Source organism: Brevibacillus sp. MER 51 (assembly GCF_023714195.1).
In the GTDB taxonomy this organism is placed as follows: Bacteria; Bacillota; Bacilli; order Brevibacillales; family Brevibacillaceae; genus Brevibacillus.
In genome coordinates this window covers 38436-60876 of sequence record NZ_JAMAUS010000007.1, presented here as the reverse complement: position 1 = coordinate 60876, position 22441 = coordinate 38436, and the positions used below count along the sequence as shown (strand labels likewise).

General features: G+C 45.9%; 32 protein-coding genes. 3 read left to right on the top strand and 29 right to left on the bottom strand.

All coding sequences use genetic code 11. The annotated features are described in order from the left end of the window. Positions 1-6: 6 nt before the first annotated feature. Genes M3630_RS16335 through M3630_RS16285 form a run of 11 tightly spaced genes read right to left on the bottom strand, consistent with a single transcriptional unit; the run spans position 7 to position 5722 of the window. Positions 7-408: a phage tail tube protein gene (locus M3630_RS16335; protein ID WP_251252747.1), complete on the bottom strand. Its 402-nt coding sequence runs from the start codon at positions 406-408 to the stop codon at positions 7-9. An 11-nt stretch (positions 409-419) separates the two neighbouring features. Continuing rightward, complete coding sequence (locus M3630_RS16330; protein WP_251252746.1) at positions 420-1835, bottom strand: phage tail sheath N-terminal beta-sandwich domain-containing protein; 1416 nt, start codon at positions 1833-1835, stop codon at positions 420-422. Continuing rightward, the gene (locus M3630_RS16325) at positions 1836-2021 is read right to left on the bottom strand and encodes a YqzN/YkzM domain-containing protein (RefSeq protein WP_056495864.1); all 186 of its coding nucleotides are present in this window, start codon (positions 2019-2021) and stop codon (positions 1836-1838) included. Continuing rightward, positions 1996-2478: a hypothetical protein gene (locus tag M3630_RS16320; RefSeq protein ID WP_251252745.1), complete on the bottom strand. Its 483-nt coding sequence runs from the start codon at positions 2476-2478 to the stop codon at positions 1996-1998. Before M3630_RS16320 ends, M3630_RS16325 begins: the two co-directional genes overlap by 26 nt. Beyond that, positions 2471-2965, bottom strand: a complete 495-nt coding sequence (locus M3630_RS16315) for an HK97 gp10 family phage protein (protein ID WP_251252744.1) — start codon at positions 2963-2965, stop codon at positions 2471-2473. Before M3630_RS16315 ends, M3630_RS16320 begins: the two co-directional genes overlap by 8 nt. Then, positions 2965-3351, bottom strand: coding sequence for a hypothetical protein (locus tag M3630_RS16310; protein WP_251252743.1), 387 nt, complete (start codon positions 3349-3351; stop codon positions 2965-2967). The genes M3630_RS16315 and M3630_RS16310 overlap by 1 nt, the downstream gene beginning before the upstream one ends. Further along, positions 3339-3656, bottom strand: a complete 318-nt coding sequence (locus M3630_RS16305) for a DNA-packaging protein (protein WP_251252742.1) — start codon at positions 3654-3656, stop codon at positions 3339-3341. Before M3630_RS16305 ends, M3630_RS16310 begins: the two co-directional genes overlap by 13 nt. Then, positions 3637-3810 carry a hypothetical protein gene (locus M3630_RS16300; protein WP_251252741.1) on the bottom strand — a complete coding sequence of 58 codons (174 nt, stop codon included), beginning with the start codon at positions 3808-3810 and terminating at the stop codon, positions 3637-3639. The genes M3630_RS16305 and M3630_RS16300 overlap by 20 nt, the downstream gene beginning before the upstream one ends. A 22-nt stretch (positions 3811-3832) precedes the next feature. Then, positions 3833-4807 carry a phage major capsid protein gene (locus M3630_RS16295; RefSeq protein ID WP_251252740.1) on the bottom strand — a complete coding sequence of 325 codons (975 nt, stop codon included), beginning with the start codon at positions 4805-4807 and terminating at the stop codon, positions 3833-3835. Positions 4808-4823: 16 nt separating this feature from the next. After that, positions 4824-5513, bottom strand: a complete 690-nt coding sequence (locus tag M3630_RS16290; RefSeq protein WP_251252739.1) for a hypothetical protein — start codon at positions 5511-5513, stop codon at positions 4824-4826. Beyond that, positions 5510-5722, bottom strand: a complete 213-nt coding sequence (locus M3630_RS16285) for a ribosomal-processing cysteine protease Prp (RefSeq protein ID WP_251252738.1) — start codon at positions 5720-5722, stop codon at positions 5510-5512. The genes M3630_RS16290 and M3630_RS16285 overlap by 4 nt, the downstream gene beginning before the upstream one ends. 118 nt (positions 5723-5840) lie before the next feature. Here M3630_RS16285 and M3630_RS30955 point away from each other — a divergent pair, with 118 nt between their 5' ends. Further along, entirely contained in the window at positions 5841-6119 is a 279-nt protein-coding gene (locus M3630_RS30955) for a hypothetical protein (RefSeq protein ID WP_285860922.1), read from the top strand. A 6-nt stretch (positions 6120-6125) separates the two neighbouring features. On the opposite strand, the gene M3630_RS16275 is transcribed toward M3630_RS30955, so the two are convergent. Together M3630_RS16275 and M3630_RS16270 are read right to left on the bottom strand one after the other, a co-directional pair. Continuing rightward, complete coding sequence (locus M3630_RS16275) at positions 6126-7034, bottom strand: minor capsid protein (RefSeq protein WP_251252737.1); 909 nt, start codon at positions 7032-7034, stop codon at positions 6126-6128. Beyond that, positions 7031-8578, bottom strand: a complete 1548-nt coding sequence (locus M3630_RS16270; protein WP_251252736.1) for a phage portal protein — start codon at positions 8576-8578, stop codon at positions 7031-7033. The genes M3630_RS16275 and M3630_RS16270 overlap by 4 nt, the downstream gene beginning before the upstream one ends. Before the next feature lie 97 nt (positions 8579-8675). Between M3630_RS16270 and M3630_RS16265 the strand changes: the two genes are divergently transcribed. Beyond that, complete coding sequence (locus M3630_RS16265; protein WP_251252735.1) at positions 8676-9395, top strand: hypothetical protein; 720 nt, start codon at positions 8676-8678, stop codon at positions 9393-9395. Between the two features lie 85 nt (positions 9396-9480). On the opposite strand, the gene M3630_RS16260 is transcribed toward M3630_RS16265, so the two are convergent. From M3630_RS16260 to M3630_RS16225, 8 genes are all read right to left on the bottom strand, one after another. Further along, positions 9481-10887, bottom strand: a complete 1407-nt coding sequence (locus M3630_RS16260) for a terminase large subunit domain-containing protein (RefSeq protein ID WP_251252734.1) — start codon at positions 10885-10887, stop codon at positions 9481-9483. After that, positions 10868-11491, bottom strand: a complete 624-nt coding sequence (locus M3630_RS16255) for a hypothetical protein (protein WP_056495846.1) — start codon at positions 11489-11491, stop codon at positions 10868-10870. The genes M3630_RS16260 and M3630_RS16255 overlap by 20 nt, the downstream gene beginning before the upstream one ends. A 57-nt stretch (positions 11492-11548) precedes the next feature. Next, positions 11549-12283 (bottom strand): DUF4145 domain-containing protein, encoded by a 735-nt coding sequence (locus M3630_RS16250; protein WP_106656891.1) that lies wholly within the window; start codon positions 12281-12283, stop codon positions 11549-11551. Positions 12284-12340: 57 nt separating this feature from the next. Beyond that, positions 12341-12574 (bottom strand): hypothetical protein, encoded by a 234-nt coding sequence (locus M3630_RS16245; RefSeq protein WP_106656892.1) that lies wholly within the window; start codon positions 12572-12574, stop codon positions 12341-12343. A gap of 135 nt (positions 12575-12709) precedes the next feature. Further along, a complete protein-coding gene (locus tag M3630_RS16240) occupies positions 12710-14005 on the bottom strand; it encodes a site-specific DNA-methyltransferase (RefSeq protein WP_106656893.1) in 1296 nt (431 codons plus the stop codon). A gap of 219 nt (positions 14006-14224) precedes the next feature. Continuing rightward, complete coding sequence (locus M3630_RS16235; RefSeq protein WP_106656894.1) at positions 14225-14719, bottom strand: hypothetical protein; 495 nt, start codon at positions 14717-14719, stop codon at positions 14225-14227. A gap of 49 nt (positions 14720-14768) precedes the next feature. Continuing rightward, the gene (locus M3630_RS16230; RefSeq protein ID WP_251252733.1) at positions 14769-15068 is read right to left on the bottom strand and encodes a hypothetical protein; all 300 of its coding nucleotides are present in this window, start codon (positions 15066-15068) and stop codon (positions 14769-14771) included. A 530-nt stretch (positions 15069-15598) separates the two neighbouring features. Continuing rightward, complete coding sequence (locus M3630_RS16225) at positions 15599-15985, bottom strand: ArpU family phage packaging/lysis transcriptional regulator (RefSeq protein ID WP_142062200.1); 387 nt, start codon at positions 15983-15985, stop codon at positions 15599-15601. A gap of 483 nt (positions 15986-16468) precedes the next feature. On the opposite strand from M3630_RS16225, the gene M3630_RS16220 reads away from it, so the two are divergent. Continuing rightward, positions 16469-16687 (top strand): hypothetical protein, encoded by a 219-nt coding sequence (locus tag M3630_RS16220; RefSeq protein WP_251252732.1) that lies wholly within the window; start codon positions 16469-16471, stop codon positions 16685-16687. 56 nt (positions 16688-16743) lie between these two features. On the opposite strand, the gene M3630_RS16215 is transcribed toward M3630_RS16220, so the two are convergent. The 8 genes from M3630_RS16215 to recT are packed head-to-tail and all read right to left on the bottom strand — an operon-like array spanning position 16744 to position 22431. Further along, complete coding sequence (locus tag M3630_RS16215; RefSeq protein WP_251252731.1) at positions 16744-17448, bottom strand: hypothetical protein; 705 nt, start codon at positions 17446-17448, stop codon at positions 16744-16746. A gap of 20 nt (positions 17449-17468) precedes the next feature. Beyond that, positions 17469-17951 carry a RusA family crossover junction endodeoxyribonuclease gene (locus M3630_RS16210; RefSeq protein ID WP_251252730.1) on the bottom strand — a complete coding sequence of 161 codons (483 nt, stop codon included), beginning with the start codon at positions 17949-17951 and terminating at the stop codon, positions 17469-17471. Between the two features lie 3 nt (positions 17952-17954). Further along, positions 17955-18113, bottom strand: coding sequence for a DUF6906 family protein (locus tag M3630_RS16205; protein ID WP_197242450.1), 159 nt, complete (start codon positions 18111-18113; stop codon positions 17955-17957). Beyond that, the gene (locus M3630_RS16200) at positions 18110-18319 is read right to left on the bottom strand and encodes a hypothetical protein (protein WP_251252729.1); all 210 of its coding nucleotides are present in this window, start codon (positions 18317-18319) and stop codon (positions 18110-18112) included. Before M3630_RS16200 ends, M3630_RS16205 begins: the two co-directional genes overlap by 4 nt. Continuing rightward, positions 18307-19692, bottom strand: a complete 1386-nt coding sequence (dnaB, locus tag M3630_RS16195) for a replicative DNA helicase (RefSeq protein ID WP_251252910.1) — start codon at positions 19690-19692, stop codon at positions 18307-18309. The genes M3630_RS16200 and dnaB overlap by 13 nt, the downstream gene beginning before the upstream one ends. A 22-nt stretch (positions 19693-19714) precedes the next feature. Continuing rightward, positions 19715-20566, bottom strand: a complete 852-nt coding sequence (locus M3630_RS16190; protein ID WP_251252728.1) for an ATP-binding protein — start codon at positions 20564-20566, stop codon at positions 19715-19717. Then, positions 20499-21506, bottom strand: a complete 1008-nt coding sequence (locus tag M3630_RS16185) for a hypothetical protein (protein WP_251252727.1) — start codon at positions 21504-21506, stop codon at positions 20499-20501. Before M3630_RS16185 ends, M3630_RS16190 begins: the two co-directional genes overlap by 68 nt. Before the next feature lie 43 nt (positions 21507-21549). After that, entirely contained in the window at positions 21550-22431 is an 882-nt protein-coding gene (gene recT / locus M3630_RS16180; protein ID WP_251252726.1) for a recombination protein RecT, read from the bottom strand. Positions 22432-22441 lie beyond the last annotated feature (10 nt).

Below are 22441 nucleotides of genomic sequence, written 5' to 3'. Positions count from 1 at the left end.
GTATTTTTAAATAAACTCGTAGTCATCAACTGTACCTTCGAGCGTTGTATCTTCATCCAGTTCACCGTGGCTCCATTTTGCTAATGATAGAGAGTCAGGGCAAAAACCAGTTACTGCGACTCGGTACTTCCCTGCTACTTTGTCATCGAGCTCCCCAATAAAATTCACTTTCTTTTCGGGGTTTGCCGCGATTTCCATGATGAGTTGCTGGATATCTGATGTACGTTCAAACGTAGCTGTCATGCTAACAGATGATGCCAGTACACGATGTCTTTTTCGAAGCTTCCCAGCCCTCTTGCTTTCGCCCTTCTCAAATTCCTCGGAAAGCTCGAAGCCAATGCACTCGGGAAGTTCCCTTCCATTCTGGTCGTAAAAATGCCCATGGGTACCGGAATACGTTTCTTTCATGCTGTATCACCTCACTTCGATTTGTTATAGATATAAATTTTTTCGAGAGCATCTTGATGGCGGAAGCCAGCAATGAAATGGCCCGCATTACGAGCTGGCGTGTAAATCGGGTCCTCCCCATGATATTCCGGGTCCTCGATAAACTCATAATCATCAGCGATCACTTCCAGCGTGGCAAGGGGTCTGAAAACTTCTTGCTTCATCATCTGGCAAAAGGCAGCGCGGCGGGCCGGGCTGTTGCTGTTTGGCTGCTGACGAATCCACTCCTTTCCTGCTTCCTCTTCTGCATGGAGAATGGTGTGGAAGGTGTCAGCCACCCGAATCTTGCCGTAGTCTTTTGACTGATCAGGCCCCGGAATAGTCAGGGTATTTACAGGCTCCTGGATGATAACCTGCCGATTGTCCATGTTCAGCATGAGTACACCAGCTTGCACCATTTCAATTAAATCCGTATCCGGGTCCCACTCATTTGTTAGGGATTCGAATGGAGTAATATATAGTGCCATCGTGTAATTAAGCGGCAGGGAAGCCATCAGGGATGCAATGTAAATTGCCACTTTTGAACTCGCATAGGTGTTGCCTTTCCAACGTGCTCCACTTCCTACATTGACAATAGCCATGTGGTTCACATCGGTAGATGCTTTCATGATGGTTTGCTTGTTTTTATCCCTTGTTTCATCGCCGCCGAAAACAAACTTGATGTAATTACCTAGCGCATTTTGCTGCTTTGTCCAGTCTTCTGCCGCAGCGTTTAATGCAGGATCAGCAATGCCAAGAGTAAATACACCGTACTTGCCTTTCTGAGTAGCCAGCCCGCTTTGGTAAGCGGTGTATTTTGTTGCCTCGACGCTTGTTCCGCTGTTACCTCCAGTCAGGCTTACACCCACCGTAGCATCAGGAAGTGTATCGGCTATCTTTCGCAAGACAACAAACTCGCTATCACTGAAAGCCTGAACCAGATCATCCACCGTTTTCGCTGCCCGACTGTCCACCAGCTCCGCTCCCCGATAGATCAGCAACTCTGTTTTGGTAGCATCCAACAAACTGGGCTGCACCACGACTTTCAAGTTATTACCTGCCTCGCCTTTGTACTTGGCTTCCACAAGTAGTACATCAGTTGCATTACTCTTCAAAGTAACACTTGCGACGGCCGCATTATCCCCTGCCACGCGGTACAGCAATACCTCCGTTGGATGAGGGTTAGCTGCCCAAATCAAATGAAACGCTTCTGTGACTCCGAAGATTTTCTCAGCGGAAGCCTTGGTTCGGACTGTTACAAATTCCCCGATTGGGCCCCAATCCGCGACGATTGGTAATGCAAGCTTTCCACGATTGCCGATTGTTGTTTGCTCTTTGATGAATGACTTCAAAAAGGAGTAAACACCGGATAAGACCTTGTTTTCTCCCAACTGATATTGTCCGGCCATTTACTTCACCTTCCTTTCCTTGAATTTCTTCACGAATTCCTCTGCCTGATCAACTGTCATCTCGTCTGGGGCATCAAAAAAAGTAGCAATGGCTTCGGTTCGGTTTAACCCGAACTTCTGCTCTGCTACCTGCAATATTTGTTCTTTTTTATAAGCTGGTTTATCTTGCTCCTGTTTGCGAGCCATAACGTTTGTCTCCTTTCCTCAGCGATTCATCATAGCGTCTATGAATAACTTCTAACGGGTCGTAAACCACCGGAGTATAAGGGATATAAACGGTGTACTTCAATTCAAACGATCGGTCTAAGTTATCTGGCTTGCTCATGGTCAAACGACACTCTCGCAGATATCCCACTTGCTTCTTGTCCGGGCCGTAGAGTGGAAGAATCCAGCTCCGATCCGCAAGGTCTTGCCTGACAGCCAAAGATAACCTCGTAAGTTGCTCTATATCCTTCGCCATCAGAACAAAGTTCATCGTCCCTTTCTCTCGGTAGGCATCAGCACGCCGTGGCTCCGGAATACGAAATGGCTCTTCTACGAACCACATAGGCCGTTTAAAATCCTTGGGTACAGACAGGTTCTCTGTTCGGATACCCGTCTGAGAAAATAGCCAGTGTCGTACAGACAGCACATCGTCACCCATCTGGAAACAGCCTCCTTGCTAAATCATCTAGCTCTTCTTTTACCAACTCGTCCATGATTGACTCAACCTCTGCTGTCGATCTCGCAAGATAGTGAACACCTGGAACACGCTTCCCTTTCAAAATCATGCCGTCTGGATGATCAGGGACATAAATGAATTTTTCTCGATCCCAGTATCCCGGCACAAATTGCCCTTTCCTCTGAGTGAACCCTTCTTCTACGTAACGCGCATATGACAGGTTGGTGCCTACCGTGATTTCAGCTCGAAGCCCACTTTGGACCAAATCAAATACATTTTCCTTGTGACCAATAACAAGAGAGGCACGAAGAATCCCATCCCGTACTGGAACCCTATCTTGAGCTCCCCGCAACACTTGCATACCAGCCATACGGGCAACCCGATCCATAGAAATCTGTACCTCACGTTTGTTATGTTTTTTCAAACGTTTGTACATACGCTCCAGGTCTCTCTTATCTACCTTTGCCATCAGATTTCCGGTTCCTCTCCCGTGACAGGATCGATCATTGTAATCACTACTTCGTAATGATGCAAGCTTTCAGCTCCATACACAGGATAAGGGAGACTGACTTCATACAGATTACCTGCGAATTCAGGTTGCTCAATCTTGAGCCGCATGCCTGCCCTCAAATCTGCGTACAGGGTGTGCATGAGGAAGTCCTGAGGCGTCGCCTGTCGCCCTGTAAGCTGCTGAATGCGACCGGGGGAACCTGACACCCTGCAAGGCACTCCCTGAGCAATGGGGAGCCACTCTGAGCGTTCTTTTCCGCCCGTGAAGGGGTCAGCATCCCCTTGAAGGTCTAATAGGGCAAATGAGTGGCACAGAAGCCGCTTATATTCGGTTAGATCATCCACAGCTTCTGCCCCCTGTTCTTCCGATATTTGTGGAGGATACCTTCGACTTTTGGGTCATTGCTCACGTAGGAAAACGTCTCCTGATAATCCCCTTGCTTGGTACTGCTCAATCGTCGATCTTGGGCCATGTCTTTGACCACCATTGCAACGGCCAGTTTCAATTCAAGAGGGACAGGATCAGGTACCGTCACCTGTCCCTCCACATAAACATTCGCCCGTAGAATGACTGGATCAAGTCGACTTGGCTCCCATGAAGAGAATTCAGCATAAAAACCGATCAGCTCACTACTTGTCAGAATTGCCATCGGTATTCACCGGCGTCTCTTCATCTGCAACAGGGTCATCTTCCAACTTGTATCCCAATGGTTCGTACACGACTTCAAATGCTTTCCGCGTCACTTTAATTTTTTTCTTCTCCTTGCCACCAGTGATTGTCAGCATATCATTTGGTTTTTTCATGAACGATTGCTCCTTTCAATAATTAAGGTGTTGGTACAAATCCGGTAGGTCGGAGGACAGCAAATGCCCCTTCTTTGATTACAAGGAACGCAACTTGGAACGTAGCTTTCAATGCAACCATGTCTTGCTCAGCAAGAGAAAGAGGCTTCCCATCTGCTCCAGTAATGGAGTGAAGAGTCGCCTCACGTAAGATTTCATACTCAATATTTTTAAGAATGCCTGTCTTGGCCTTTTTGAAGTCACCAGCAATCAGGTCAGCTTTTGTTTTGTCCCAAGCGCCATTTCTACTGTACTCAATCGGCAGCGAATACAGTGAATCTTCAGCTACTCCTTCACGTACAGATGAAAGGTAAAGAGGATCACCTTGGCTATTTTTCAATCCGCGCAAGGATGTCTTTAATCCGGTATGCCCAACAAACGCTCGTGGCTCTTGGTCATCGGCTTCAATCAGTGCCATGATATTGTTTACATCATCGGCCAGATTCTGACCCGCGACAGAACCGCGAGTAAAGCTGTTCCCCACATTGATAGCTGCCCCCAAGATGTTAGAAGTAAACGGAGACTCCGTCCCCATGATCGTAGCTGCATCCAATTTAGTATGGAATGCTTCAACAATGTATGGCTTCAGTTCTTCAAACACATCGATTCGTGAGCGATCCAATGCTTCCTTTGTCATTGGAATGATGACAGCCAGCTTCTTAGCGGTCAATGTAACCTGTGTCCAGGAAGCTGTCGAGGTTTTGATACGTTCTCCCTCCCCTACCCAGTAAGCTCCAGGCTTATCTAGAAATACTGGAATCTTTTTTGTTGCTGTCGTCATTGGTTCCAGTTCGGAAAGTTTCAAAATAGCCGAACCGCGGACTACATCCTTGATGATCTCTTGGGATGTCTCTTCCGGAATCAATCCGCTAAGGCTGCTGCTGAACGTTACTCCCTCATTGAATCTTTGCAAATCGAAATAAAGTGGTGCTTGTTTTACCAGTGCCATGCTATTCATGAATCATTGCCCCCTTTTAGATGCGCTGCAATTTTCGCAGGTCTGAGATATTTGGAATAGTAGACTTTTGATTGGCTGGTGGCTTTGCTTCAGGAGTAGTTCCCCGCGGTGTTTCATCTGCCTTCAACCACGGTTTAGAAGTGATCAACTCAGTAACATGCTTATCGATGTTTTTAACCTTGCCTGCATCCGTCACTTCCACCTTAGACAGGTCAGCCAGACGAATCGCATCCGACAATTTATCTGGGTCAATCCCCTGCTTTATTGCCTCCAAAGTAAAAGCATTTTCAATCCGGAGGGATTGGATTGTACCATTGGCGTTCTTCAAGTCAGATTCCCGCTCTAACAGCTTTTGTTCAGCAGTTTTTTCAGCCTCTTGCTTTTGCTTATGGGAATCAACGATCCCCTTTAAGTCATCTGCCTTTTCGATGCCCAGCTCTTTCAAGAAGTCACTGACCGCTCCTTGTAATGCGGAATCGTATTCCTCTTTTGAAGAAAAAGCTACCGCAGGTTTACCTTCCCCTCCGTTATCGCCACCTGCAGCTGCTTGACCACCTCCCCCATTGGCGCCAGCAACTGCACTGGTACCACCACCGTTATTTCCTGCCTGTCCACCTTGGCCACCGCCATTCCCTCCGTCATCAGCACCACCACCATCGTTAAATCGTTGCATCCTAAAGGTCCAGTTTGATTGGAGCTTTTTCATTTGGTTCCTTCCCCTTCCTCGTTTTGAATATCAAGTGAAACATGTTCAGGATATTGCTGTGCTATTGCCTGAATCCCCAGCAATGCGGTTTGCATGATGGTAGAAACCCCTGCACATACAATGTCCTTTCCATGCTCGGCATAATTCGCATGACCAATGGCATGGATTTTCATTTCACCGTTGTCCAGAAATGCTTGAATCTTGATCACATCGATCTCGCCTCCTTTCAATACCAAAATAAAAAAACCGCCAACATAGCTCGGTTTTCTACAGTAAAAAACATGGTATAATCTACCAGAATAAACCTCCTGGAGGATTGAGGAATAAATGGTACATCATCTTAAAAGAGCCTTTATCTTTTCAATCATTATTAATCTTCTTTATTACGTTGTTGTACCTATCATTTCAGGCATGTTCTTAACACATTTCTACGTACCTGATGTTGTTAATGCTTATGATAATGTGAAATATTTACAAAACGAAGTTGAGTTTGGCGTAATTAACAGAACAAACTTTTCCAACATTCTCTTAAGTCTTCTTGCTGGCATAGGCATTTACGGTTTACTCATCACAACTATTCACTTTTTCAAAAAAGGCCGTCCTTAAAGTAGGCTAAACCGAAATCCCTTTCTCCCGTCTCCATTCCTCGTATGTTCGAGCTGAGGTGTATCCTCTCTCCTGATCAATCCGGTAAGAGCGCTCGCGTTCCAACTTCTCCAAGACCTTCGATTTCAATACTGGCCGCCAGTACGATCGGCAATTTGGATGATTAGGTATGCGTTCGCCCTCACGTCCTGGATTGTCGGCTGTATCATAATCAAGCGGATATCTTTTGCCGTCCAGCTTGCGGCACTCAGAAGAAGTACGCTTGTCCAATGTGGCACAAAACTCCTTTTCGCTCACAATATCTGAATTGGCTTGGTAAGCCATCGTTTGCCCTTGGGCAGCAGCCCGGTTTAATTCTGTACGAGCAAGGCGCTGAGCGCTTGACCAACTCTCTGATGTCCTTTTCGTTATTTCCTTAGCTGTTCGAGATACTCCCCACCCCTGAACTGCGCCTTGAGTGATTACATCCTCCATAGCTGCCGCCAACAGATCAGTACGCATTCGAATCCGCTTGGAAAAATGCCTGCCTTTCCATGGTCGCTCCAATGCAGCAAGTACCATCCCTGTATTGATCTGTGGAAGTCGAACCTCTACTTGTGCATCCTGTTCAAGAAAATAGAGATGATGGAACAGGCTGAGATTGTACTCTTCCGCCCATGTAATTCGTAGCTGCTGCTCTTCTTCCATGCGGAGGGTGTGCAAGATGGTCTTTATGCTTGTCATGATGTGGTCGAGGCGTGCTGCATTATAAATCAAGGACACTAGCTCTTGTCCGCTTTCAGCAAATCGGGCGTAGAGGTCAGTGATTTCTTGCACAATGCTTTTATTGGCTTTGGAGAACAGCTTTTTTAATTTGACCCCATGCTTTTCAATTCTCGCTTCCAGTTCCTCTTGATAGCGTTCCTCTCTGCTCATGCAGCGTCACCGTCTGGACTATTTTCATCGTCAGGGGGCGCGTCATCATCTGTCGGCTCCTTGTCATCCAATGCGTCGGGGTCAAGAATCTTCATTCTGCGTTCGGCCTCTTCGTCTTGTTCTTCCAGTAGTTTTTCACGAGAGGCGCGCGGATCATCCACAAACGGCAGTAGTGCCAGTCTTTCCTCATGGGACAACTGACCAACCAGTTTCGTCACGATTTCCACCATTTCCACCAGATTCACTGGCATATTCTTGCTGAATTTCACATCGATAGCTTGATAATCCCACTGTTTTTTGTGTTTCCGATTCAGCATCCCAGTAAGAATACGAATTCGATTACGAAACCCTTTTCCATATTGGCGCATCTTTATGCCCGCCTTAATGTCGGCATGGTAAAAGATGATCTTCAATGCAATTCCCGATGGAGCTGTCCCCACTTGGTCAGGTCGCAGGTGAGGTGTTCCAGTTTGGTCAAGAATCGTTTCGATCAATCGGTTGATAGTGTTTTCTTCATGAGTGTCCTGTAGGTCCCACGTGACCGGAACGGCTTTTTTGCCTACAAGGATTTGAGAGGTTGACCACATCTTAGCGAGATACTGTTTTTTCTTCTCTACATCCGTGATAAGTTCTCCCTCTGTGTCATACAGGAGCAAATCATCCAGGTCCAAATCTTCAAAAATGACTTTCGGATTCTTGAAATATTCCTGCACATCTACCTTACCAGTGACAGCCTTGTTAATCGCGTCCATAAGCTGCTTCAGGTCTGAAAGATCGCCCATCCCCTCAACCATCCCATCATCGCGGTTTTGCTGATGTTTTCGACGCCGATTGACGTAGTGCGTCCAAGGGACAACGGGCTTCTGCTGAAACTTACCATCTTGGTCCTTTACGCGGACAGTGATGTTATGCGAAACGGGATTCTGTTCCTTGCTCATATCCAGAACAAAGGCAGTCCCTTCACGTCGGAGGTAAGTAATCTCGTTTTCATCGTAAACTTCAACCAACATAGTCTTGGTGTTTCTGCTAACATCCGTTATCGTATAGTACCGAATAACCGCAATCAGCTTAGCTTTAACCGTCGTGTCATACACAGCAATACACTCGTCTGCTTTGAACTCAGTAATGCAAATCTGTCCATCCTCGTCAAAGTAGTAGTATTCGAATACCTCACCATCGATTGAACCGTCCTCGATAATATCGTAAGACAAGCTCTCTTCATCGTTATCCATCAGGACAGCCTGCAACTTTTGAACGTACTCTTCTACGTCTGCTCCTGCCTCATTGGAAGAATAGCGAATAGGATTACTGGCAATGTATGAAGTACCGAAGTCGATAATTTTCCGAGCAAAATTTAAGACGATTTTGTTATTCGGCTTGCCCTTTTCCTCTTGTTTGTGAAGAATGTCCTGGTCTCCATCGACATACTTCCGCATGATCGAGTAGTCCTTCGTCTGATGCTTTTTTATCAGGTCTGATACCCAACGCCATGAATTGTTGGCTTTGTTCTCTTCGTAAAACTGCTCTAGGAGCATCGTTTGCATCGCTTTCTCACCTATAATGAAATCAATTTTTCATTTCTTGGAACTTTGTTACAATGTATCCGTAATAAGACTTAACTACTCTTAAGGAGATGTAGATATGGTATATAACAATAACCCAATCAGCCGATTACAAAATATTATTGAAGACATCTTAAACTCTGAAGGACATTATGGTAGAGAAATTTTAGGAAATATCTTTAATATTGAACGGAATGATACAGCATCTCTGTACTCGATTTTGATTGATTTGATTCATCTTGTCCGAGAATCTAGAAACCAAATTGAAAGACTATCTGATAACGATATCTATTTAGAACCCATTGTGAATGTCGAAAGAGCAATACTCAGACTTGAACTTGATTCGAGTTTAAGTAATTTTAAAAGTTCTCTTGGGGAACATACTCTATATGGATTGAAGTTTTCAGCAGACTTAATCACAAGAAAATATGGTGAAGTCACAATTGATGAACAGACTATTGCCTCCATTCAGCAGGATGTCGATGCGCTTATCGAAAAGCTTTTTAATTCTAATCTTCCTGACAGTCTCAGAGATATATTAATTGAGAAGCTTCATAACATTCGCACCGCAATTATTAAAGTAAGAATCACGGGTATAGACGGGCTAAAACAGGCACTTGAATCGAGTGCAGGGGCGCTATTTTTACACCGTGATGAGGTTATTAAAAATAACGAAAATGAAGATGTTCAAGGGACAATTAGTCTTTTAGACAAGCTCAATAAAATTGTTTCAATCGGAAATAGTGTTAAAGAATTGGTCAGTTTTTCAAAATCACTTTTTCTGAGCCCACCCGAGTAATTTAATTACAATTTTCTTTGGCATTTCAAACGCCCGGCAGTTGGGCGTTTATTTCATTTTCCAACTAATTATCACCGAATATTTATCACTTACTTTCAGCAATCTTCCACGGTATCACTTTAAAACGACTGATAAGCAACTGATGGAACACCTTGCTGTTCCAAACCAGATACCGAAGACCATCCATAGAGTGATCATTTTCCTTCACTGGCACCTCAGCGCGGTCGCCTGTAACATCTTCCGGATATCTGTAGTTCGTCAATTCTTGGATGACCTCTTTCAAATGATCAGAAATGAATATGTTCGGCCTACCGTTGTCACTCTTCACTTTAAACAGAGTGGAGACAGCCCGTATGCCTTCTTTCAAGTGCTTCTGAGCTGCTTTCGCTGGCAAACCATTAGTCAGATACGTTTTAATGTTGCTGGCGTCCTCTGAGTCACACCAAAACATTTTGATCTTCCACTTCTTCATGAGCTCTTTGTCTTGAGCCACCCAGCAGTTGGAATCACCAGGAACAAGAATCTCCATCTGAGCCTTATAGATCGCATCCACGATCCACAACTCGCCATTGGCAGTCATTGCCCCGACGAGAGTAACACCGGGGTTTGTAAAGCCCCAGTCCTTGCCTGCCTCAATGTGAACAAAATGTCCGTCTTTGAACTTCTGCTCGCAAAGCGCGCGCGGTACGACATGAATCGAACGATTAAACTCTTCATAAACCTGCCCAAAAAATACATCGAACCGGGCGAAAATCTCCCGGTCCACATATCGTTTCGGCATGGTTTCAATCATGCGCTGAATATTCTTTTGCAACTCAGGCAATGGATTGTCCTTACTCGTCCAGTAAAAATTGCACCATTCAGGGTCATTACGATATTCGTCCAGTTGACCGCCTGCCTGCGTGTGCTGTCCGTTCAATACGATGTCATGATAAAACCAGTTCATTCCCTCAGGCGTAGTCGTCCAAACGCTCCAGCCGCCTTTATCAGCAAGAGCATAGGAGAGATATCCGCTCCAGGTCTGCTCCTTCATCTTGGAAGCCTCATCAAGCCACACGCCGTCCAGCCCTTTACCGACTAGCGTCTTCGGGTTGTCGGCAGATTTAAACTGAATGAGGATGTACCCTTTCAGCCACACCCGATTCTTGGATAAATCCCAACTCTCGATCATTTCCTCTGGAATGACCGCTCCCAGCTCTTCCTGCTGAATCTCTGACATGGAATAGGTCGGAGACACACACCAGTATTCAAGCCTTGGCTTAGGCTTCTTCATCACTTTTAGGTTTCGAGGGGGCTTGTATGGCAAACCTTTGTCTGCCTCAATATCTGATAGGACTTTATCGAAAAACTTCCGCGCTCCCACGTTCGTTTTCCCACCGCGACGACCGCAGTTCATGACTACGTTTCGGGCATCGCATTCCATGACTTCAATTTGTTTTTCATGAGGTGTCCAATCCGCGAATGGATCGAGGTCAAGTTCCAGACTTGTCACGCGACCACCTCCGGACGGTGATCTGCTTTTCAGGACCGCCGCCGTTGCTCAACAACTGTGCTTTGAGCTGTATTGCTTTTAGCTTTTTGTCTTGGACTCTGGTCAGTGCTTCTTCAAGCGACAGGATATCTTCAATCGCTCGATACTCTGTCTCTTCAATTTCCGTAGTGACCAATTCGTCCCGAGTAATCACCATCATCTTTTGTTTCCCAGATTTATCGTCATGAACCTGCACTGGTTCCTTTGTGGTGACTCTTTGTTGAAGGACACGCCGCTGCTTTTCTGTTAGCCCATCCTTCAAGTCACGAATGCGGAGCATCATTTCGCGCTCACGCCATGTAAACAAACGGATTTCTTCATCCGCCTGTTGTACTGGATCGAGGTTGATCCTATCAAGCACCTCTGCTTGTTCTGGAGTCAAGGCGTCCATCCAAATCGACTGGAATTCGCCCGTCTTGACTGCATTGGTATTACGCTCTGGTGCGCCGCCTCCAGCACCGTGAAAGCGGCAGACGTCCCAGCCGGGCTTAGCCCAGTTTTTGCATTGCTCGTCGCGCTGCTTACTCCTTGCCTTGCATCTTTTCTTTTCAGGATTCCTCGCCATCTACATGACCACCACCTCACCACTTCATGGGGTTGTTTTCAAAAAAAGAAGACGCAATTATGCGTCCTCTCTTTTTATTTCGTTTGCTGTAGCTTGTACTGTTGCACTACCATGTAGAGAAGCTGTTCCTTCTATCGTTTTTCTCAGCTTATCTTGGATTTCACCTAATTTATCTGGTAAAACATATACGTAATCTAGGATTACATGGGTGAACTGAACCATGGAGTCCACTAACTCTGAAGAAAACTCTCTTTCATCACCATGTGCGGCTTCATTTCCTAATTTTCGTAGGACCGTGGTCATCTCATTTAGTATTGGAGGCAGCACACCATTATCAGATAAATCCTTAAGTTTCTCATAGAGGCTATCCCCATTTGCCTGTTTATCCTTACACATAATTTCCAATGTCCTACGTATTCCTATGGCGCACAGTGTTCCTTCTGTATTTTTTATTCGTAGAGCGGCTTCAAATGACTTTTTTACACTTTCAGGGATACCACTTTTGTCAAAAGTAACGGGAGGATATACTATTTGTTCATCACGTATCATATTCCCGCTTTGAGAATCACGATGATCTGTATTTTTCTGTGTTTTTAATAATGTCTCACTCTCGCATACAGGGCAAAGAAATAAATCCCATTCCGTAAAAAATTTAACCTGGTATGGTTTCACACTAAACCCCAGAAAGTTCTCAATCCATTCCTTTTGGTGATGTGCGATCCGATTCATTTGTGTTTTATTTCCGCAATGATAGCAGACCAAGACATGAGTTTTTGGTTCTTGTTGGTCCATATATACTCACACCCTCTCTGCAATACACTTCGGTAAAAGTCCGTTAAACCCTACTTCTTAAAGGTCATTTTTCTGCAACTCAATGTCCAGTTCAACCAACTTCTTAAGATCATCCACCGTCTTGATCTCGATGTGGCCAGATTGGAAGTCCTTAACCCACTTTGCAATGGCTGCTTTCACGACTCTCCTGTATTGATCCTTCGATTCCATGATGCCTTCCATCACTTCAATTTGATATTGCAATAGAAGGTCAATAGATTCGGGAGAAGACTGTTCTGTTGTTGTTTTCATTGTGGCACCCTCGGCTTTCCTGTAAAATGGAAAACGAGATAGTGGCTATGAGGTTCCGTGGCCACGGGTTTCCACTATCTCAGCCGGGGTGACCTGGTTGCATGGGGGGATGTTCGCGCGTCTCCCTTTTGCTATTTAAGCAGCTTCTTGTAGCCTGCTTATGAGTACAGGTTCAATGCCTGTTGCCTCATAGAATCGCCTCTTAATGACGTCGCAGAATTTTGGATCGAGCTCCATTGTTCTACAGATACGCCCCATCTGCTCACATGTCATCAGTGTAGAACCACTACCGCCGAAAAAGTCGACAGCGGTATCGCCTTTCTGACTGCTGTTCCCAATTGGAATAGCAAGCAGCGCCAATGGCTTTTGTGTAGGATGGACATACTTGCTTACATCCCCTCGCGATACCTCCCAGACGGTCTCCGGTTCCTCGGAGATTCCTGTTAGATCAGTTCTCCAAACCGTAGTCTGCTTACGATCTCCGTACCATGCTGGAGCCTGCCCTTTTAGATGAGCATAGAACACCGGCTCATGCTTGAACTTATATTGAGCAAACGACAACGAAAAAGCGTTCTTAACCCAAATACACTGGGTGCGCGATACTATTCCGGCCTCGTTCATCTTGTTCTCAAATTCTCGCTGATAGCTAGAAGGATGGAAAACATAGATTGCTGCTTTCGGGTCCATGATTGATGCATAATTTGCAAACACAGCTTGAAGGAAGTCCTCAAATTGCTCCATGGGCATGTCATCATTCATGATGCTTTCTCTGCCGTCTGAAGCAAGTTCTGATGAATCACTCTTGAACGCAACGTTATAAGGAGGGTCCGTTACTACCAGTGCTGCCCGCTGACCATCCATTAGCCGTTTCACATCCTGCTCACTTGTAGCGTCTCCACACATCAGAATGTGCCTCCCCAGCCTCCAAATGTCCCCTGGCTTCGTCTCCGGTTCAATGATATCGTTTAATGCTTTCTCAACATCGAAATCATCTTCCTTGATTGGTTCATCTATTTCCATGTTGACGTGCTCATTGATCAAATCTACAGCTTCTTCAAGATCAAATCCTGTTAGCTCTACGTCCAAATCGCTCTCCTGTAGCTCAGACAACACCTGTGCAAGCTTATCCTCATCCCAAGCACCACTGATTTTGTTCAGTGCGATGTTGAGCGCCTTCTCATTGATGTCATCCAAGTCTACGACTGATACGTCTACCTCAGTCCGTCCTTGCTCGTTAACAAGTATCTTGAATCCTTGATGTCCACCAACGAGGTTCCCTGATCGTTCGTTCCAGACGAGCAGTTGCACGTATCCAAACTCCTCGATGGATCGTTTCAGTTTCTCGTATTCGGGGTCGCCCGGTTGCAAATCAACGCGGGGATTATAAGGTGCCGGGTTAATTTTAGAGACTGATATTTTCCGTATGTCCATGCTGTTCAGCTCCTTCGTGGCAATAAAGTAAGAATAAAGAATATTGCCAGCCCTAAAATTGCTGTATGCCTTGATGCTGTAGGGCTGGTTACGTGTTTTGGGGGTGTAATCAAACGACTACTATTCAAGCGGAAAAGTATATGTATTGTTTCACCGCAAAAAATGAGGTTGCAGCTTAGAGCCATATGCTTTGGCTGCCTGTTGGCTTCTGGCGACCCCCTAGTCCAAATTTGGGTCTTCGCCTGCCTCTGTGATCTCCTGGCTGAATAAGTGCAGGAGCCACGTTTCTGCTGTCTTCCCGTTGAGAGAATACAGGGGGTTGATTGCTAATGCTGACTGTCCTTCCAAGTCGGTTCGACGCATGATGTGCAGCTCAATGAATGTCTTAACGATCTTGCGTGCTGTTGGATAGGAACAGTCTGCGATGCGGGCAAGGTCTTTGACAGTAAGCGGCGTACCCTTTTGTCCGCGCTCATTGTCGCCTTGCAGAAGGTTAGTTCCCTCACTGGCATAAGGTGCAATCTTCAACAAAAAGCCAGCCTCAGCGAGTGACAGCTTTCTGAGCCGTCGCTTTGCCTTTTGGCTGGCTTTGATCTTCACGAATTTTGAGCTGCGACCAACTGGACGAAAAACTTTTACGATCTCGTCCGACCGGCGCAGTACTTCCTCGGTGTAGTATATTTCTCCTGTCGCTGAGTCGACATACTGACGCACTACATTTCACCCACCCCCAAAAGAAAAAGACGAGCCTATAACGACTCGCCTACTCTTTATCTAGTTCCTCTATCATTCTCTTATGGGAAGCAACAAAATCTTCTACGCTATCATAGTAAGTGAGCCTGCCGCCTGATGGATCGGTTAGCCATTTGATTGCTTCCGGAGTAACCTGTGGTCCATAAAAACAGGAATTCAACATTTCGATCTGTTTTTCATCACGAATGCGGATTAGGTGGTTTTCCTGCTCATTTACGATGTAGAATTCCGGTGCTTCGGATTTGTTTACATATATCATTGCGGTGCTACGATTACTGAACCAAGTCCCCCTTAGATCCTCTCTATACATACAACCAATGCACCTCCACGCTTTCAGTAAAGTCAGTATACCATTTTCTAGGAAAATCCTCTGCACTCTTTGACAGGGTTGGCGAAGACGAATATGAGAGATACTGGACAAGGGGCGAGTGGCCGGAGCCGTAGGTCTCGCATGTAGTCCCCTGTCCAGTACATCCCAGCAGAGTAATTTGCGATTTTCCAAAGTTCCGAGAGGGGTTCCCAAAACTTGAAAACCGCTGTAACACAATGCAAAAAAATAATTGCATGGTTCCCTGCTACGATCATCGCAAGACTAGCGCGTTCAGGCTCAGAATGCCCCCCTCTCGTCAGGTCACATTCGTCATCACCCATAGATTCGCTCAGGTACGCCATTGATAAGGGATAGGCGGTATCTCCCAAGAGCCGATGTCGCTTGCTCTTGACTCAAGATTACCGTCCATACCATTTCAAATCGTCCTGCCTTTTATCCGTGATTTTGTCCGGGTTTTGTCCCGTATTTTGTCGGGATTTTGTCGGAGCTTTTTGCATAAAAAAAGACACTCAGATCATCCCGAGTGCCGTAGCAATTTGACGTATAGCATCTTTTTTTCTCTCATAGTATTGGTCCTTTGTCAGGCCCATATCAAGATAAACATTTATGTCTTTTACCCGTGATGTGCTGAGATACTTCTCTTCGATAATCTGACGCTCTACTTCATCCAACGAATACTGCAATGCCCTTTCAATCTGTCTTGCTTTCAACTCATTCGTGGACTCAGACTTTTGAAGCCGTGGAAACAGTTGATCGATACCCTTCTCCTGTCGCTCCTGTTTATTTTGGACAGCAACACGGAGGGCTTTATATTCTTTTAATGCTTTGACAACAGCCTTTCTGACTTCTTTTTCATCTACTGGTTCCAGAAATGACAGTTGCTCTTGTGCGCTCATCTTTCCAATTCCCCCTCGTGGCAGCCCATGCTATAATGTTTTTGCCGAACATATATACGGGCTCCCAGTGGGGGCTATTTTTTTGTCTGATCCTCCTCTACTTCACATTTCCACATATCCGGTTTCAAGCTGCAATAGTAATTTTCCGGGCAACTCTTACATACATCTGGCATTTTGTCTAATTCAGGCATCCCGTTCCCCTCCCCAATTCCAGAGTCCTTGCTGCCCTGTTGCTGGCACTTGATCAATAGGCTTTACATCCGTCATTTCCCAAGCATACCGTCCAGTTTCAAACCACCCGAAGGAATCCTCTTGTAAGCAAACACGTTTCGTTTTCCCACCTTCCCCGTTAAAGAGAACTGGCATGCCGCTCTGATAATCTTGTCCTACAGCCCGCACTCAGTCAGATCGGCAAGAACTTGTGTGCCCGTCTATTTTTGTCCCAACTCCCCGTGGCATAATGATGACGAAGGAGTTGGTCTCATGGAAAAGTCATTTTATTACTCTGTCGCGTGGTCTGAAGTCGGCTATCTGAAAGAGGCGCTTAATGCAATGGAGATACCTTATGTGATTGAGCAAGATTCTGACCGTTTACAGCTTGATGCTGGTCATGTTGCCATCGTGTTTCCTGACCTTCCAGTTCGTGTATATGGCGGCGTCCACGAAATATTTGGTAGTCATGGACGCCGTTATCCTGAGTAGCCCTACTTAATCCGGTTCCAATGGCGTTCATTTACTTCTTGGGGAGAGGAGCAGCTTTACGCTGCCCCCGGTTCCTCACCGTTTTTTGCCATATGTTCAGCAACGAGTTTCTTGTATTTGGACCAAGCCGTTTGGAGTTTGGAGGAAGAGGTGCCGATGGACGATGCAATCTTAATCCACGTTTCGCCATTTTGTTTACGTGCAAGCAATGCAGGGAAGTCATACTCCGTTTCTTCAAACGCTGGGGCTTGTCCGCTCAAGATGAATGCCACCAGCTTATCCTTTTCGATTGCGGTGACAGCATTATCTTGTTTGTTTGCCTCCTGATCGCCTTCATTCGTTTTGCCATCGGTTTCTTCTTGGCTTTGCTGCTCTGGATCAGGTGTGTTTTTCTCCGAGTCTTCCGTTTGAATCGAGATGTTTTCAGATCCTTCCTCGTTTTCAGAGGATTCGTCGCCTTCCTTCTCCAGGTCACCAGTATCTTTGTTGTCTTCCTCACTGTTTCCGCTAACTTGAGTTACCACTCCAGACTGATCGGTTGTGACGGATAAACCGCGACGTTCTTCTCTTTCATTCTCGTCAAATTCCATAGCCATTTGTGGGTTGCCAAGGTTTACAGTCACTTTGTCCCCGATCATATCTACTAATTTCACTAGTGAAGTTGGCTCAATGTTACCGACTAGTTCCAAGCTCAAAATCATTTTTTTATCATCCGTTGCCATTTTCTTTACCAGTGCCGTAAATTGTGCTTGATTGCTCATTTTCCACACTCTCCCTTGGATTAAAATTCAATTGCCATCTGATTTTTTGATGGTTTATTTTTTCGTGCTGGCGTGTCTCTTATGATCAGACTGCCAACAATCGGCTCTATTTCGATACGCGGGTTTTCCCGATCAATTTGAAAGTCCTGATATTGAATCAATGCTTGACTGTCGTTTCTGTATAGAATGCCTTCCAGAGCATCCGCCCAGGCTTTATCGGTGTTATGGCAGTCTTTCTCTCTGGCATCGTTCCAGTAAATCCATGTGCGTAGAATAACCTTCCTGGTCTCAATCATCACCCAATCGTTATCCATTGCCCACTCAAGAGCAGCCTCTGCTACACGCTGTTTATAAAGCTCTCCCCACTTTCCTAGAGTTGGCGCATTTCTGACGATGGTGTACAAATGATTCCATGAAGGAACGACCCAGATGTTCTCCATCTTCCTTGTTGTTGGGTTTCGCCGTCTCTTCTCCATCAACAAGGGGATAATCAGCCGTTGCACCGGTTATGCCCCTTTCTTGATCGTCTTTTTCGTACCAGTGAAGCGATGAATCAAAACGAATTCTGTTGTGCTGTCCCGTTCAACAAGCCAATTCGCAGGGTTTAACCTGTAAGCTTGCATTTCTTCTTTTTGCCGCCTGTTTGGGCGTTTGCCTTGCTTCATGTCTGCTCTCCTCCCCGTTTCACCATGTAAACGAAATCCTTGTCCGACCGAATTGCTTTAAATTCAGGATACCTGTCTACGTAAGCTTTCCACCATTGTCGCATTGCTGCTGACCGCTCTTTATCGTTTTGAATCAACTGTAGTCTTTGAGGAATTGGCACCTTTACCGGAATTTCACCCGACAGCCCTTCCGCTAGCTCCTCCACGGCTTGTCCTCTTCATCGTCTTCAACTTCCTGGGGGACATCAGCAATGGACAACTGGCGCGGGGTCAGATCAACGAACTTGTTGAACTCTTTCAGGAATGCAAGCTCTACCGTTCCCGTTTGACCGTTTCGCTGCTTAGCAATGATGACCTCAGTGACATTCTTGTTTTCTGTTTCCTTGTCGTAATAGTCATCGCGGTACAAAAAGGCAACGATATCAGCGTCTTGCTCGATTGATCCTGATTCACGGATGTCAGACATCATCGGGCGTTTGTCTTGCCGCTGTTCTACTCCACGGCTCAACTGAGACAGTGCAACAACTGGCACGTTCAGCTCACGCGCAATCGCCTTTAGGGTCCGTGAGATTTCAGATACCTCTTCCTGCCTGCTACCTGCCTTTACTCGTGAGCGAACCAATTGCAAGTAGTCGATCATTATGGCGCCCAACTGCCCACCGTGTTCATTCATGAGGCGCATGCATTTGGCTTTAATCTCGCTTACCGTAATGCCTGGGGTATCGTCGATATATATTGGCTTTTTAGAAAGGTTTGAAATGGCCTCTGTGAGCTTTAGCCAATCCTCCTCCTCTAACTGTCCTGTTCGTAAGCGGTCTGCCTCGATATTAGCCTCTGAGCTGATCATGCGCTGCACCAACTGCTCCGCGCTCATTTCGAGCGAGAAAATCGCTACCGGGGCGGAACCTTTTTCCGCAGTACGTTGTGCTATGTTTTGAACGAAGGCAGTTTTACCAACGGATGGACGAGCAGCTACAATGATTAAGTCCGATCTTTGCAGCCCTCTCGTGACCCGATCCAAGTCTTTGAATCCAGTTGAGATTCCTGTAACCTCGCCATCCCCATTATTCGCTTTCTGCTCGATAGCATCGTAGACATTCAGGAGAACATCTTTAGTTTGGCGGAAACCTTTTCCATTGGAGCTGACAACGACCTCTTGCAAAGTCTTTTCCAGATACTCTACAGCCATATCAAGGTTGACCTCTTGTTCGATCAGGCTAGGTATCCGAAGTGCAGCGAAGTATATCTTTCGAAGGTTGGACTTCTCACGAACAATTCCAGCGTAGTATTCGATGTTTGCAGCAGTTGGAACTGAACTGGCGATTTCCGTAAGATACGTAACACCGCCGACTTCATCCAGCAGCTTGCGGTCTTGTAGGTGCGCTGTCACCGTTAAAAGGTCAATTGGATTGCCTTCTTGTTTAAGCTCAACCATAGCTTGGTAAATTTGCCTGTGGTGCGGCGAATACATGTCCTCTGGCTTACAAATCGAGTAGACATATGGATAATAGGTTTCGTTCAGGAACATGGTTCCAATGACACTCTGCTCAGCCTGATTGTTCACTAGCACATGCCCCATGCTTTCAGTTTGTTCGACAGTGTTATTCAAGCCCTTTCACCCTTCCAGCAAGCCAGTCATGGTGCTCGTCGTTAATCAGGCCCCGGTTGCTTTCGCCATCCAACGTGATCGTGATGGCATTTTCCAAGATGCGATCAGCGATTCTCTTCCCTTGGTTTCCCATCCACTGTTCAAGCCCTCCTGTCGTGAAATTGCTTGAGTAGATAATGGGCCTCTTTTGGCTTCGAACGTTGATTACATCGAGCAGTTTCTCAGCCCGGGAGTCATAAGGAACCTCACCGCCTACATCATCCAGAAGCAGCACCTCGCAACCATACAGCACTTTCAAAAGGCGTTTTTCATACTCGTAATCATTGACCTTGCCTACCTCTTTGAATCGTTGGAACATGTGGTAGGTGGTCATAAATACTGCCGAAACGTTCCGTTTCATCAACGCTTTATACATCCCTGTTAGAAGGTGCGTTTTCCCTAAACCATTTGGTCCGTTGAGGTAAAGCCCCAATCCTGGGCGCTCACGTAGCCATTCGGTGTATGTATCAACAAAGTTGTTCGCAATCTTAATGGCATTGGCGCATCCCATACGATTTTCGTAGTTTGCTAGAGTTGCTTTTGGAAGCAGTTTGTCTCTGCTTGTGAATTCGTGGCAGAGGGTCAACCATTCGCGCCTCCGCTTTTCTTTTTCAAGGGCTTCTCTTGCCTTTGTCTCACAAGGGCAAGTAACGGTTCCCCATCGGGTTTGGCCCAGTATTACAATCTGGATAGGCTCAAGCATTTTATTGCAATGTGGGCATGCCCTAGCAGGTGGCTTAGAAGCTTCGGCGCTTTTGGTGATACTCTGCTCGCCCTGAGTCAGTACCTGTTGCAGCGATTTCACGGGCCGCACCTCCCTGATTCCTGAGTTTCAGCATCTTCTGTCGAGCCTCATGCTCGGATGTGTTGCGGATAATTCCGTAAGTGTATTCCTCCTGTTTGTCATCAAACTTCATGACATGAAGGCTGAGAGCGTATAGGATGATAGCAGCCCGCCCGTCAGGAGTGTCAGCCAATTTCTTGTTTTGCCAATAGGACAACAGCTTTTCCCATATCTTCACAGCTTTGCTTGTTGCAATCCGACCTGTTGCCCTCTTCAAGCGAATGGTGTTGATGTATTCCACAAAAAGTTTTCTTGGCAAAGTGGATATGGGGTTGGCGAGCATTTGCGAGTCAACAAAGGATCCCACATGCTCCAATCTCGACAATTGCTCGGGTAAGTCTTGTAAATGGTTCTTATGTTTATACTGCTGTTCTTGTTGTTTAATAAATAAAGATTGTCCCTCCTTTGTCCCTTCACGAGCATTTGATTGTCCCTTGATTGTCCCTTCTGCCATTTGCGAACCCCCTTCATCCTTAGAGCCACAAGGGTTTGCAATTTCGCTTGATTGCTCCTTGATTGCCCCTTCGTTGTCAGTTGATTGTCCCTCCTTTGTCCCTTTTTCGGAGGAATTTTGCACTTTGTAAGAGCTCAAATCTTGCATCTGGTTGTAGTGCAAAATCGTGATGAAAACCCCGTCACACCTGCGTTTTGCTGCTGAAATTTTGATCAAGCCATCCTTCACCAGATGATTTAGTGAGGTAGTGATTGCTTTTCGTGTCCAGCCCACTTCCCTTGCAAACTCTGCTGCATTAAACAACAACTCGCCTCGTTTCTGCCCAGCACTGTCCTTGTAGCTAGCCCGTTCCATCAAATCGGCGAATAACAGCTTGTCCCTTCTGTTCCGGAAAGACATACGGGGAAGGACAAAGAACCCCGTTGTCCCATATTCTGCTATGCCCATCCCCTGCACCCTTTCATGTCACTACTCCACGGCTGTGCATGATCTATCCTTTTGAAAACAAATCTCCTTCTGATTCAGGATTCTCATGCTGCTTGGTTTGTTCACCGCTCGTTTCTGGCACTTCCTCAACCGCGTATGCTTCCGCATCGATCCAAGCGACAGTTGACATATCTTCTGCTATCTCATGCTTCACAGTGCCTTCTTGTTCGACTACACGCGCATCATCAACGCTGATAGGCAAGTACTTCCAAGCTCTACGGATAACTGTTTTCTTTGCCATTTCTTCATAGTGGTCTTTCCATGGGCCTGTTGCCTGTTTTTTATTGTTGTCATACGATTTTGAAGACATCATGACCGTATCGATTTCCGCCTTGCTCATAACTTCGATGTAGTGACCCCCACCAGTGAAATGAGCGATCATGTAAACCAATTTCATCTGGCCTCTTTCCCCATTTACGCAAGGTTTATGAGTCAGTTTTTCTTCCAAGCCGTATTCAAATTGGAAATCATCATTTTCATAAACAATTCGAGCAGCGATTGATTGGATGTTACCGCTCCGTCTAGCCAGCTCAATCATGCCCTTGTACGAAATAATGAATGTAGCCTCGAAAGACTTTAATTTGCTTGACCAAAAAGGAACTAAGTAGCAATGTCCTAATACTCCTGGCTCAAGACCAAGCTGAGCCGACTGCATCAATGCAGACATCAGCGATGGAACACTACATTTCATGAGCGTAGGGTTTGTTCTAATGCAGAATGTTGCGATCCGTAGGAACTTGTTTACATCCATGTTGTTCCCAGCGGCTTGAGCAAATTGGTTCTTTCTGGATTCAATCAGATCAAAAATCGTTGTCTCCTTTTTCTCAAGAGAGTTGTTACCTGTTCGTTCTGCAAGCTTTCCAGCCATATCTTGCGGGTTCCCCATCCATTCGACC